The organism is Neptunomonas japonica JAMM 1380 (assembly GCF_016592555.1).
In the GTDB taxonomy this organism is placed as follows: domain Bacteria; phylum Pseudomonadota; class Gammaproteobacteria; order Pseudomonadales; family Balneatricaceae; genus Neptunomonas; species Neptunomonas japonica_A.
The window spans coordinates 3,058,678-3,070,118 of record NZ_AP014546.1 but is presented as its reverse complement, the minus strand read 5'-3'; the positions used below and the strand labels follow the sequence as shown (position 1 = coordinate 3,070,118).

Below are 11,441 nucleotides of genomic sequence, written 5' to 3'. Positions count from 1 at the left end.
AAACTTCGGGCGACTCTATGATCGTAGACCCATGGGGTACGGTTATTTCTCGATGTGAAATGGGGGAGGGCGTAGTGCTTGCTAAATTAGATTTTAGTCTCTTGGGCCGTGTGCGTAAGCGTATGCCGGTGCTATTTCAGCAACGTTCGTAAATATATAGGCTGTTAGGTGTTAACAGCCTAATACGTTAACAATGACTATGGGTTTTCTTCTAGCTCTCGTAAGTATTTAAATAGTTTACGTGCAGCGGCCGGTGGTTTGTTTTGCGATACTTCTTTTTGAGCGTTTCTTACCAGTTGTCGTAAGTGCTGGATATCCGTGTGAGGGTATTCAGAGATAATGACGTCTAGCATTGAATTATCTTTGTTGTTTTCAATTAAGCGGTCACGCCATTTTTCAAGTTTATGAAAAACTTTGTTGTGAGCTTCTTTTGTAACGTCAAAGCGTTCGATCGCGTTTGCTATTGCCTCACCATCTTCGTAGCGCATTAGCTTGCCGATGTATTGCATTTGTCGGCGTAAGGCGCTGCGGTGTGGTAACTTTTTAGCTTCATCGATTGCATGGCGAAGCGTTTCATCAATAGGAAGTTTATCAAGTTGCCCTGGTTTTAGGTCTACTAAGCGCTCGCCTAACTTCTGTAGAGCTTCTGCTTCGCGCTTGATCTGAGAGCGACTAATAAAGTCTTCATCATCATTATCTATATCATCGAAATTATCTTCGTTCATTTTTTATCCGTAGAAGTAGGTTGCCAATCCTAGAAATGCAAAAAAACCCACCACATCAGTAATGGTGGTGAGGAGTACACTTCCAGCTAAGGCGGGGTCAATGCCCCAAGATTTTAGAGCCAGTGGGAGTACAGTCCCTGCCAGTGCTCCAGCAATTAAGTTGATGATGATCGCTAAACCAATGACTAAGCCGATGGTAGTGTCTTCGAACCAGTAAATCGATACCGCCGATACAACCAGTGCCCAAAGTACACCGTTTAAGCCGCCGACTAACAGTTCACGATTGAGTAACCAGCCAGCATTTGAGCGCTCAACATGCCCTAGAGCTTGTCCACGAATCATAAGCGTTAATGTTTGGCTTCCTGCAATACCACCCATAGAGGCGACTATCGGCATAAGGACGGCGAGAGCGACTACTTTATCAATCGTGTTTTGAAAAATGCCGATAACAGCAGATGCGGTCAGTGCCGTAATCAAGTTGATGCCTAACCATACAGCTCTTCGTCGGGTTGTTTTCATCAATGGTGCAAAGGTATCTTCATCATCGTCAAGACCTGCCATGCTCATCATGGAGTGGTCTGCGTCTTCACGAATAACATCGACAACATCATCGATAGTGATTCGGCCGAGGAGTTTACCTTTTTTGTTTACAACAGGTGCGGATACTAAATCATGTTTAGCAAAGAGCGAAGCAACTTCATCATCAGGCATCTCTGCTGGAATCGGCTTAATATCAGTGTTCATTATTTCACGAACAGTAATATTGGGATCCGATACGAGAAGCTTAGTGAGTGGCAGAATCCCTATGTAGGATTCTTTTCTGCGGCTGACGACAAATAAGCTGTCTGTCATTTCAGGTATTTCATTATGGCGGCGAATATAACGCAATACCGTTTCAACAGTAATGTCTGGGCGAATCGTCACCGTGTCTGTATTCATTAACCCGCCGGCGGTATCTTCCGGGTAGGCCAAAACAACTTCTAAGCGTTCACGATTCTGCTGATCCATGATCTTCAGCAGCTCTCGCGTTACTCGCTCCGGTAGTTGCTGTAAAACGTCTGCTACATCATCGGTATCTAGTGACTCTGTAATAGCCAAAACGCGGTCGGTATCCATTTTGCTGAGAATGTCTGCTTGAATATCATCAGCAAGATACTGGAGTACTTTTCCTTCGTTATCGGTATGAATTAGATTCCATAAAATTTCGCGCTCTTTCGGCGGGGACTGCTCTAGTAGGTGTGCGACTTCGGCAGGGCGAAGCGAATTGTTTAGAGTAAAACGCACCTGTTGAAAGGCGCCACTGTCCAGGGCCCGGTTGAGTTTGTCCAGTGCTGTAGTTTCGTCATTAGTAGTCATAATACCCTTAACTGCGAAAACGCACGGTACAATATTTTATGTTGCTGTAGTATAGCGGATAGATGAGTTGTATTCAGTAGTTGCTATGCGTGAATCAGAGGTTATTCATCTTCATCAAAGCGATTGTTAATGAGAGCTTCAATGGCAGAAATCGCATCATCTTGGTCGCTACCCGTGGCAATGACAGTGAGTTCTGTTCCCTTACTAGCAGCCAGCATCATGACTGACATAATGCTCTTGCCATCAACCTCGCGGCCTTCTTTAACTAAACGTACGTCAGAAGAAAACCTAGAAGTCGTATTAATGAGCTTGGCGGCAGCACGCGCATGTAAACCGAGCTTGTTAATGATGGTGATTTTTAGTTCAAGCATAGCGCTTTATTTCCTCTGTGTAATGGTGTCGAGCGCTCAGCGCAGCTCTCGATGCCTGATGTTCACACTATCCATATAAGATTTAAAGTGGCTAGCTAGTTGTTCAGTGACATAAACTGAGCGATGTTGGCCGCCGGTGCAGCCGATCCCTACGGTGACATAGCTACGATTGTTTTGCATGAAGTGCGGTAGCCATTTATCTAAGTATTCTTGAAGATCCTTTATCATTGCGTTTACGTCACTTTCTTGGCTAAGAAAATCGATTACCGGCTGGTCGAGCCCTGTGTGTTTTCTAAGTTCAGCTACCCAATATGGGTTGGGTAAAATACGCATATCAAAAACAATATCGACATCCATAGGGACGCCATGTTTAAAACCAAATGATTCAAACTGTAAAGAAAGTGACTGCTCTTTACGTTCAGAAATTCTGAGTTTTATGATGTCACGTAGTTCGTAAATAGATAGTAGTGTTGTGTCTATTCGCAGATCAGCAAGATCAGCAATCGGTTCTAATAATGTGCGTTCATAGTCAATAGAGTCAGGAAGGTTACTGACTAACTCTGCCATCGGGTGGCGTCGTCTTGTTGAGCTGTATCTTTTTAATAGTGTGTCGTGAGAGGCATCAACATAAAGTAGTTCAACTGTGATTTTAGGGTGCTTTTTAAAATCTCGCCAGATGCTCGGCAATTTCTCGAGATTGCTTGATAGGTTGCGAGCATCTATGCACACGGCAATACGGTTGAGCTGTGCGTCATCCTCTAACATATGATCAATTAAGTTTGGCAGTAATTTGGCCGGAAGGTTATCAATACAATAGAAGCCAACATCTTCGAGGGCTTGTAGAGCTGTACTTTTTCCTGAGCCTGATCGCCCACTAATGATCACTAATTTCATAGATCCATCTCTAAATGCGAAACAGTTGAGTAGCAACGTCTAAAAGTTGCTCATTTGAATGTGTATTTCTTAATGTGTCCCGGAACTCCTCCTGACTGAATACTTCGGCCAGCTTTCCGAGCGTGCTTAAGTGGTCGTCACATGCTTCTTCGGGAACTAATAGAAAAAATAATAAATCGACAGGACGATTATCGATCGCATCAAAATCAATGGGCTTGGATAAGTATATAAGTGCGCCAGTGGCCGTTTGGACGTTGGCAAGGCGACAGTGTGGAATGGCCACACCTTCACCTATGCCCGTACTGCCCAAGCGTTCTCTGCCGATGAGGCCGCTAAATACTGCTTCTGCTGAGAGATCACTGTTTGATTCAGCAATGATTTTACTGACAAGCTCAATGATACGTTTTTTGCTTCCTCCTTCAATATTTTGAAGAACTCGCTCTGGTGATAATAGTGACAGAATGGGCATGTGATTTCAGTTTTAAAAGTTACTTATGGCTTTTAGTTTTTCTTTATGTTTGATGACCTGACGATCTAGTTTATCGATCAATCCATCAATAGCAGCATACATATCATCTTGTTCGCTTGTGGCAAAAATTTCACCGCCGGCGATGTGCATATCCGCTTCAGCTTTTTGACGTTGTTTGTCTATGCTTAGTGTAACTTGTACATTAGTAATGTTATCGAAATGTCGTTCAAGCTTCTCAAATTTAGTATGTACATACTCAGAAAGCGGTTCAGTAAGCTCTACATGATGACCTGTAATATTGATTTGCATAGGTATCTCCTTTTAAAACGACGCATGTCGTTATAACTTAATATTAAACCAGACACTTCCTTTCATTAGAAGGAGCAATGCCCATTGCTTCTCGGTATTTTGCAACAGTCCTTCTTGCAACTTTAATTCCTTCTTGGTCTAACAGTTGGGCAATTTTGTTATCACTCAACGGCTTTGCAGTATTTTCAGCAGAAATCATTTTTTTAATGACGGCGCGAATAGCTGTAGAGGACGCAGCGCCACCGTCATTGGTGCTTACATGACTAGAAAAAAAATATTTTAACTCAAAAATTCCGCGCGGAGTGTGCATATATTTTTGTGTGGTAACACGAGAAATAGTCGATTCATGCATTTCTACTGCTTCTGCAATGTCATGTAACACCATTGGCTTCATGGCTTCATCACCATGCTCCAAGAACGCTGATTGGCGCTCAATAATCTGACTAGATACTTTTAGTAGAGTCTCATTACGGCTTTGTAGGCTTTTTATAAACCAGCGAGCTTCTTGTAAGTGGTTTTTAAGATAGGTGTTATCAGCGCTGCTGTCAGCTCGACGAATGAGGTCGGCATAACTCGTGTTAATTTTTAGGTTGGGAGATGCGTCTTGATTTAGTCGTACCGTCCAAACCCCTTGGAATTTCTCTACATATACATCGGGGGTAACGTATTCAGCTTTTGAGCTAGAAATATGAGAACCGGGATAGGGGTTTAGTGATTGTATTAAGAGAATAATAGCTTGTAGTTGAGGCTCTTTTAATCGCAGTTTTCGTAGTAGCTGCTTATAATCCCGTGTTCCTAACAAGTGTATGTATTGTTTGCATAATGTAAGCGCTTGTTGAAGCAGCGGCGTGTCTGGTGGTAATTGGCGCAACTGAATGCTTAAGCACTCACCCAAATCACGAGAGGCAACGCCTGGAGGGTCAAACTGTTGAATCCTGTGTAATACTGCGTCTACTTCATCGAGTTCAGACTCGGCAAATAATGTAGGTTCGCTCTCTTTAAAGTGTTCAAGAATTTCTTCTGTAGAGGAGCGCAAATACCCTTCGTTATCGATGCCGTCAATAATTGCTTCAGCAATTAAGCGGTCTGCCGGGCTCATTGGCGTTAAATTTAACTGCCAGTTAAGGTGGTCTTGCAGTGTTTCTTCTGCCGTGTCGTTAGATTCAAAAAAAGAATCATCATCTCGCTGGCTACTGCTTGTTCCTGTTTGATACGTGTCTTCCCAAGAGGAGTCTGTGCTGAGTTCAGAGGGAATGTTGTCGCTCCACTGATCTTCAGCTGAGTTCTCTATGCTCTCGTTGCTTGATGTGCTGGATTGGGCGAGGTTGTTATCTTCACTTGGAGTGGTTATTTCTTGCTGTACTTCGGGTTGATGCGTTTCATCGAAATCATCACTCGTTTCGAGCATCGGGTTACTGTCCAGTGCCTCCTGTATTTCATGTTGGAGGTCGAGTGTCGACAGCTGCAACAAACGAATAGCTTGTTGTAGTTGAGGGGTCATTGTCAGGTGCTGACCCATTTTGAGTTGCAATGATTGCTTCATATAACTACAAGGTTACTCCAATAGGGCAGTTCATATAACTTAGAATGTGAAATTTACAATGTGATGTTCAAAGTGTAAATGTATGTCCTAAGTAGGCTGCTTTTACTTGTTCATTTGAAAGTATCTCTTCTGGTGTTCCTTGAGCAAGAATAACGCCTTCACTAACAATATAGGCTTTTTCACAAATATCGAGTGTTTCTCTCACATTATGGTCAGTAATTAAAATACCAATACCTTTGGATTGTAGGTGTTTTATAGTGTGTTTTATGTCATTTACAGAGATGGGATCAACGCCGGCAAATGGTTCGTCTAATAGAATAAAGGTAGGTTCGGAGGCCAACGCTCGGGCTATTTCTACACGCCGGCGTTCGCCGCCAGATAGGCTCATGCCTAAGCTGTCGCGTAAGTGTGTGATGTGGAATTCGCTTAGGAGGCTTTCTAGCTTCTCGTTACGCTGCGCTGTCGAGAGTTCTTTTCGCATCTCTAGTATGCCGAGCAGGTTATCTTGTACGCTAAGTTTGCGGAAAATGGATGCTTCCTGTGGGAGGTAGCCTATTCCTTTTCGGGCGCGTTCATGCATCGGTAGTTGTGTGACGTCATCGCTATTGATACGTATAGCGCCTTTGTCGGTATTAACTAACCCCACAATCATATAAAAACAGGTGGTTTTTCCCGCACCGTTTGGACCTAGAAGTCCAACGATTTCACCGCTGTTAACTTCCAGGGAGACATCGCGAACTACCTGTCTCTTTTTGTATGATTTTGCTAGATGTAAAGCCTGAAGAAGAGTGTTCATCTGTACTAATTGGCCTTAGGCTGAATAATCATTTTAACGCGTTGTCCCGAGGACCCAGATCCACTATATGCGTTGACGATGGCTTTTTTCATTTGGTAAACGATACGCTCGCCGCTAAATGTGTCTCTATCTTGTTCTACGCGTGCTTGGCCCGTTATAGTGACGGTTTGTTCAGCAATTTTATATTCTAATTTTTCGCCAAATGCGTTAGTAATCGGCTGATCTTTTGAGGGCCTTTGGCGAAAGTTGGCAGGGCTTCCCGTGGCGATGATTAGGTTAATATCATCCTTTTTTCGATATAGGTCGACCTTGGCTGCTCGAATCTCCATGCTGCCTTGGGTCATCAGGACATTGCCTTTGTATGTTGTTGTACCTGTGTTGTCGTCAATGCGAGCACTGTCTGCACTTATATGAATAGGCTGCTTTCGATCAGTCGGGAGCGCAAAGCAAAATGAGCTGAACAATGCACTTATAAGCAGAAAGAGCTGTATTAATGATCTGTTATTTAGCATGGAAAGTGCCTTTTACATCAGAAAGTAGTTCCGATGTATTCATTTTATAGTTAATAATCATGCCCGTAGCTGTTGTGATATTGGATTGCTGGGTGATCTCCACGGGCGCGTTAGTCTTTGCCGTTCCTTGAGCTTGGTAGAGACTCAGGCTTGATGTTCTTAACACACTTGGTATCGGGCTTGTTGGATTATGCGTGACGATAACTTGTTCAACAAGGTCGAAGCGATCGATATTATCATAAGCAATGCCTGAAAGGCTTTCGCTAGTTAAGCGAGGGCTATTCTCAGCCATTAAAGTAATGTGGGGTTGTTTGAGTGTAGTGCGTTTTGCTCTTGGGAAGTGGTTAAGCTCGTTTGCCTTAAGCGTACGTAGAAGCTCTCCATCTTTATTGAATTCTTTACTTGAAGCGGATTTCATAAAGTAATCAACGCCACTGATTATTTCCGCTTCAGAGGCGTCTTCTATATTCGAATCGGAGCTAATAATCCAATAAAGAAAGAGAGGGAACAGCAGCAATATTGCCAAAAATATCCTGGTTTTGCTGCGCGTCAGTAACATGCTTACAAGAACCTCTCATAAGCACACTCTAATTGGCTTTTAGCCTCAAGAGTTGTTTTGCAAAATTCACGAGCCACGCAAGCCGTCATTGAAGTAGAGTGGGCAGTCGCTTCCTGAATTTCAATTGATGCTTTTAGTGTAGGGCTCTTCATTTTTTTGCATTAAATAACCCCTGCTTTAAGCATGTCGTGCATATTTAATGCGCCGGTTGGGCGATTCTTGTCATCGCATATGATTAATGCGTTGATTTTTTTGTCCTGCATGATTTTTAACGCTTCGGCGGCGAGCAAGTCACCAGAAATAGTGGTGCACTGATGTGTCATCACTTCTTCAATGGCTGTTGTTTTGAGATTTAATTCTTGATCAAGTGTGCGTCGTAAGTCACCGTCTGTAAATATGCCTATTAGTGCTCCCAATTCATTTACCACAGTTGTCATGCCTAAGCGTTTTTCAGTTACCTCAATAAGCGTGTTATTGATGGTAGTGCCATGCTGAACAATAGGAATATCCGTACCTGAGTGCATTATATCTTTGGCTTTCAGTAATAGCTTTCTGCCTAGGCTTCCGCCGGGGTGTGAAAATGCAAAGTCCTCGGCACTAAAGCCTTTTGCTTCTAGTAGCGCAATAGCTAACGCATCGCCTAATACTAATTGTGCCGTCGTGCTTGATGTAGGAGCTAGTCCTAGTGGGCAGGCCTCTTTTTCTACACCAATATGTAAATTTGCATTAGCGGCTTGAGATAGCGTGGATTGTGGATTAGCCGTAATACTAATAAGCGGCGCACCCATGCGCTTGATTAATGGCAATATAGTTACAATTTCAGATGTTTCGCCTGAGTTTGAAAGTGCCAATACGACGTCGTTAGAGGTGAACATGCCCATGTCGCCATGGCTAGCCTCACCAGGGTGTACGTAAAAAGATGGCGATCCTGTGCTGGCTAGGGTTGCAGCAATCTTATTGCCTATATGTCCAGATTTTCCCATGCCAGTAATAATAATTCGGCCAGTGCATTCCATCATGAGGCGGCATGCACTTTCAAAATTGCTATCGAGATAGCTCAATAAATCATTTACGGCTTCGGCTTCCAGTTTAATGGTACGCATAGCAGATGCAATAAATGGTTTGATGTCGTCATTCGTATTATTCATTGTATTCGGCTTCTAATCAGGTTGACATAGTGTATAACACAAACATATATCCAGCATATGCTGCGGTTAATAGACCGCCTTCTACTCGATTAATTTTAGCTGGTCGTTGTAGAAGGCAAAACACTAGCAGTAATACAGTTAAACCTAGCATTACCATATAATCGCGATTAAAGGCTATCGCATCAAGTGTAATAGGGCTAACTAACCCTGGAATTGCCATGACAGCTGCAATATTAAATATGTTAGAACCGACAATATTCCCGAGTGCTATATCGTGATGGTTTTTCAGCGCGCTGGCAACAGATGCGGCAAGTTCCGGAAGACTGGTGCCTATAGCAACAATCGTCAGGCCAATCACCAGTTCTGAAACCCCCATATACGTTGCTATTTCTACTGCTCCCCATACCAGCATGCGAGAGCTGGCTACGAGTAAGCTTAAGCCGAGTATAAGCCAGAACAATGCTCTTCCTGTGCTCATTTCAGGAATCTCTTCGGCTTCGTCAGAAATGTGGTCCGCAGGGTCGCTGTTTTTTTGGAATTTAGCGAACATTACAAGGCAGATTGCTAATGATGCGAGCAATAAAATGCCGTCAAATAATGTGATGTTTAAGTTATAAAGCACAGCGCCAGCTAAGAGTGTAATGCACAATAGTAGTGGCATTTCTTTGCGAAGAACCGCTGATTTTACAGGAAGAGGAGCGATAATGGCGGTGATGCCTAGTACTAGACCGATGTTGGCAATATTGGATCCTAGCGCGTTACCAACGGCTAAACTGCCTGATCCGTTAATAGATGCCATAATTGAGACGAGTATTTCAGGTGCTGATGTGCCAAATGAAACGATCGTAAGGCCGATTAGCATAGGAGACATTCCCGAGTTCTTTGCCGTTGCTGCTGCTCCTATTACAAAGCGATCAGCACTCCAGACTAAAATGATCAGCCCAGCGATGATAGATAAAATCGGAAATAACATAGTATTTGTTGTGCTCAATAGTTAAAAGCGGCCTATTAAATCAGAACCAAAATTTGGTGCAAGTTAAAAGGATGGTCTGTTCATGTTTTGTGCAGTAAATGGTATAGTCTCGCGCGGTATTTCTATGCGGGAAATCGGATCATTAACCCCTTCTAATATGGCAGGGAAAAGGCTTTGATAATATGTCGGTGAATAACAGTCTAAAATCAATTATCGATATTCGTGGGTTGAGTTTTAGTCGTGGAGCTCGTCAAATTTTCCGGCATGTGGATATGCAAATTCCGCGTGGGAAAATTACAGCTATCATGGGGCCATCAGGGACGGGTAAAACAACGCTTCTTAAATTGATTGGCGGTCAGCTACGTCCAGATAGTGGACATGTAAAGATAGATGGATTAGATGTGCATCGGATTTCTCGCCAGCAGTTGTTTGCTTTGCGTGAACGCATGGGAATGCTGTTTCAAAGTGGTGCGTTATTTACAGATATGAGCGTCTACGAAAACGTGGCATTTCCGATAAAGGTACATACTCAGTTAGCAGAGGACATGGTACGAGATGTCGTATTAATGAAGCTACAGGCTGTCGGGTTGCGTGGTGCCAGAGATTTAATGCCGAGTGAGTTATCAGGGGGAATGGCGAGGCGTGTAGCTTTAGCACGAGCAATAGCTTTGGATCCTGATATTGTTATGTACGATGAGCCCTTTACAGGGCAGGATCCTATTGCCAAAGGTGTTCTTGTTAATCTTATTCGAAAGATAAATCAGGCGTTGGGGCATACCAGTATTATTGTTTCACATGATATCCAAGAAACGATGAGTATAGCCGATTACATTTATTTACTATCAGATGGGCAAGTAATTGCATCAGGAACACCGCAAGCTTTGTTAAGTAATAAGACCGATCAAGTCCAACAATTTATGCAAGGGTTGCCCGACGGCCCTGTACCCTTTCATTTTTCTGGTGATGATATGTTGGAAGACCTTTGTGCGCAGGAGAAGCGGTAATGCTTAATCAATTTGGCTCGCTGGGGCGTGCTATGTTGGATCGCTTGGCTGGCATAGGACGTGCGGGAGGTGTTGTTTGGCAGTCGTTAGTTGCAAAGCCCACGCCAGTTGTGATGCTGCCTTTATTGCTTAAGCAAATCTACTTTGTGGGCGTTTTATCACTGATTATTATTATTGTTTCCGGCTTATTTATTGGCATGGTACTAGGCTTACAGGGCTATACTATTCTTGTTGATTATGGGTCAGAGCAAGCGGTTGGTCAGATGGTGGCGCTTAGTTTGGTTCGCGAGTTAGCGCCTGTTGTCACGGCGTTATTGTTTGCAGGGCGAGCTGGGTCGGCGCTAACGGCTGAGATAGGCTTGATGAAGGCTACTGAACAGTTGTCCAGCCTTGAAATGATAGGTGTGGACCCTTTGCGTAGGATTGTGGCTCCTCGCTTGTGGGCTGGTTTTATCTGCATGCCAGTCTTAGCAATTATTTTTGCTATGGTTGGAATCTGGGGAGGTGCTTTAGTCAGTATTGAATGGCTTGGGATCTTTGAAGGATCTTTTTGGTCAAACATGCAAAATTCTGTAGATTTTACTGAAGATGTACTCAATGGTGTGATCAAGGCTATTGTTTTTGGCATAGTGGTAACTTGGATTGCTGTTTTTCAGGGTTATGATTGTGTTCCAACGTCTGAAGGGATTAGTCAGGCAACGACTCGTACTGTTGTTTATTCGTCTTTAGCGGTGCTAGCGCTGGACTTTATTTTAACCGCATTGATGTTTGGAGATTTATAA

15 protein-coding genes are annotated in these 11,441 nt (G+C 43.4%); 3 read left to right on the top strand and 12 right to left on the bottom strand.

What is annotated here, in order from left to right; translation table 11 throughout:
• Nucleotides 1-17: 17 nt before the first annotated feature.
• The gene (locus tag NEJAP_RS19490; RefSeq protein ID WP_329610908.1) at nt 18-152 is read left to right on the top strand and encodes a hypothetical protein; all 135 of its coding nucleotides are present in this window, start codon (nt 18-20) and stop codon (nt 150-152) included.
• A gap of 45 nt (nt 153-197) precedes the next feature.
• Here the strand turns inward: NEJAP_RS19490 and yjgA are convergent, their stop codons facing one another.
• The 12 genes from yjgA to NEJAP_RS14320 form a co-directional block, all read right to left on the bottom strand.
• Entirely contained in the window at nt 198-725 is a 528-nt protein-coding gene (yjgA, locus tag NEJAP_RS14375) for a ribosome biogenesis factor YjgA (protein WP_201347884.1), read from the bottom strand.
• A gap of 3 nt (nt 726-728) precedes the next feature.
• The gene (gene mgtE, locus NEJAP_RS14370) at nt 729-2,081 is read right to left on the bottom strand and encodes a magnesium transporter (RefSeq protein WP_201347883.1); all 1,353 of its coding nucleotides are present in this window, start codon (nt 2,079-2,081) and stop codon (nt 729-731) included.
• A 101-nt stretch (nt 2,082-2,182) separates the two neighbouring features.
• Nucleotides 2,183-2,452: an HPr family phosphocarrier protein gene (locus tag NEJAP_RS14365; protein WP_201347882.1), complete on the bottom strand. Its 270-nt coding sequence runs from the start codon at nt 2,450-2,452 to the stop codon at nt 2,183-2,185.
• Nucleotides 2,453-2,488: 36 nt separating this feature from the next.
• Nucleotides 2,489-3,346 carry an RNase adapter RapZ gene (gene rapZ, locus NEJAP_RS14360; RefSeq protein ID WP_201347881.1) on the bottom strand — a complete coding sequence of 286 codons (858 nt, stop codon included), beginning with the start codon at nt 3,344-3,346 and terminating at the stop codon, nt 2,489-2,491.
• A gap of 10 nt (nt 3,347-3,356) precedes the next feature.
• Nucleotides 3,357-3,815: a PTS IIA-like nitrogen regulatory protein PtsN gene (ptsN, locus tag NEJAP_RS14355; RefSeq protein ID WP_201347880.1), complete on the bottom strand. Its 459-nt coding sequence runs from the start codon at nt 3,813-3,815 to the stop codon at nt 3,357-3,359.
• A gap of 12 nt (nt 3,816-3,827) precedes the next feature.
• Nucleotides 3,828-4,124 (bottom strand): ribosome hibernation promoting factor, encoded by a 297-nt coding sequence (hpf, locus tag NEJAP_RS14350; protein ID WP_201347879.1) that lies wholly within the window; start codon nt 4,122-4,124, stop codon nt 3,828-3,830.
• A 43-nt stretch (nt 4,125-4,167) separates the two neighbouring features.
• A complete protein-coding gene (locus NEJAP_RS14345; RefSeq protein ID WP_201347878.1) occupies nt 4,168-5,667 on the bottom strand; it encodes an RNA polymerase factor sigma-54 in 1,500 nt (499 codons plus the stop codon).
• Nucleotides 5,668-5,734: 67 nt separating this feature from the next.
• A complete protein-coding gene (lptB, locus tag NEJAP_RS14340) occupies nt 5,735-6,463 on the bottom strand; it encodes an LPS export ABC transporter ATP-binding protein (RefSeq protein ID WP_201347877.1) in 729 nt (242 codons plus the stop codon).
• 5 nt (nt 6,464-6,468) lie between these two features.
• Entirely contained in the window at nt 6,469-6,975 is a 507-nt protein-coding gene (gene lptA / locus NEJAP_RS14335; protein ID WP_201347876.1) for a lipopolysaccharide transport periplasmic protein LptA, read from the bottom strand.
• On the bottom strand, nt 6,965-7,501 hold the full coding sequence (gene lptC, locus NEJAP_RS14330; RefSeq protein WP_201347875.1) for an LPS export ABC transporter periplasmic protein LptC: 537 nt from the start codon (nt 7,499-7,501) through the stop codon (nt 6,965-6,967). Before lptC ends, lptA begins: the two co-directional genes overlap by 11 nt.
• Nucleotides 7,502-7,695: 194 nt before the next feature.
• Complete coding sequence (locus tag NEJAP_RS14325) at nt 7,696-8,682, bottom strand: KpsF/GutQ family sugar-phosphate isomerase (protein ID WP_201347874.1); 987 nt, start codon at nt 8,680-8,682, stop codon at nt 7,696-7,698.
• A gap of 16 nt (nt 8,683-8,698) precedes the next feature.
• A complete protein-coding gene (locus NEJAP_RS14320; protein ID WP_201347873.1) occupies nt 8,699-9,655 on the bottom strand; it encodes a calcium/sodium antiporter in 957 nt (318 codons plus the stop codon).
• A gap of 182 nt (nt 9,656-9,837) precedes the next feature.
• Between NEJAP_RS14320 and NEJAP_RS14315 the strand changes: the two genes are divergently transcribed.
• Together NEJAP_RS14315 and mlaE are read left to right on the top strand one after the other, a co-directional pair.
• Nucleotides 9,838-10,659, top strand: coding sequence for an ABC transporter ATP-binding protein (locus NEJAP_RS14315; RefSeq protein WP_201347872.1), 822 nt, complete (start codon nt 9,838-9,840; stop codon nt 10,657-10,659).
• Nucleotides 10,659-11,441 (top strand): lipid asymmetry maintenance ABC transporter permease subunit MlaE, encoded by a 783-nt coding sequence (mlaE, locus tag NEJAP_RS14310; protein ID WP_201347871.1) that lies wholly within the window; start codon nt 10,659-10,661, stop codon nt 11,439-11,441. The genes NEJAP_RS14315 and mlaE overlap by 1 nt, the downstream gene beginning before the upstream one ends.

Coding starts and splice junctions, on each gene's coding strand:
- NEJAP_RS14345 (WP_201347878.1), bottom strand. CDS start 5,667: ATGAAGCAATCATTGCAACTCAAAATGGGTCAGCACCTGACAATGACC.
- mlaE (WP_201347871.1), top strand. CDS start 10,659: ATGCTTAATCAATTTGGCTCGCTGGGGCGTGCTATGTTGGATCGCTTG.
- hpf (WP_201347879.1), bottom strand. CDS start 4,124: ATGCAAATCAATATTACAGGTCATCATGTAGAGCTTACTGAACCGCTT.
- NEJAP_RS14365 (WP_201347882.1), bottom strand. CDS start 2,452: ATGCTTGAACTAAAAATCACCATCATTAACAAGCTCGGTTTACATGCG.
- NEJAP_RS14315 (WP_201347872.1), top strand. CDS start 9,838: ATGTCGGTGAATAACAGTCTAAAATCAATTATCGATATTCGTGGGTTG.
- mgtE (WP_201347883.1), bottom strand. CDS start 2,081: ATGACTACTAATGACGAAACTACAGCACTGGACAAACTCAACCGGGCC.
- NEJAP_RS14320 (WP_201347873.1), bottom strand. CDS start 9,655: ATGTTATTTCCGATTTTATCTATCATCGCTGGGCTGATCATTTTAGTC.
- ptsN (WP_201347880.1), bottom strand. CDS start 3,815: ATGCCCATTCTGTCACTATTATCACCAGAGCGAGTTCTTCAAAATATT.
- lptA (WP_201347876.1), bottom strand. CDS start 6,975: ATGCTAAATAACAGATCATTAATACAGCTCTTTCTGCTTATAAGTGCA.
- rapZ (WP_201347881.1), bottom strand. CDS start 3,346: ATGAAATTAGTGATCATTAGTGGGCGATCAGGCTCAGGAAAAAGTACA.
- lptB (WP_201347877.1), bottom strand. CDS start 6,463: ATGAACACTCTTCTTCAGGCTTTACATCTAGCAAAATCATACAAAAAG.
- yjgA (WP_201347884.1), bottom strand. CDS start 725: ATGAACGAAGATAATTTCGATGATATAGATAATGATGATGAAGACTTT.
- NEJAP_RS19490 (WP_329610908.1), top strand. CDS start 18: ATGATCGTAGACCCATGGGGTACGGTTATTTCTCGATGTGAAATGGGG.
- NEJAP_RS14325 (WP_201347874.1), bottom strand. CDS start 8,682: ATGAATAATACGAATGACGACATCAAACCATTTATTGCATCTGCTATG.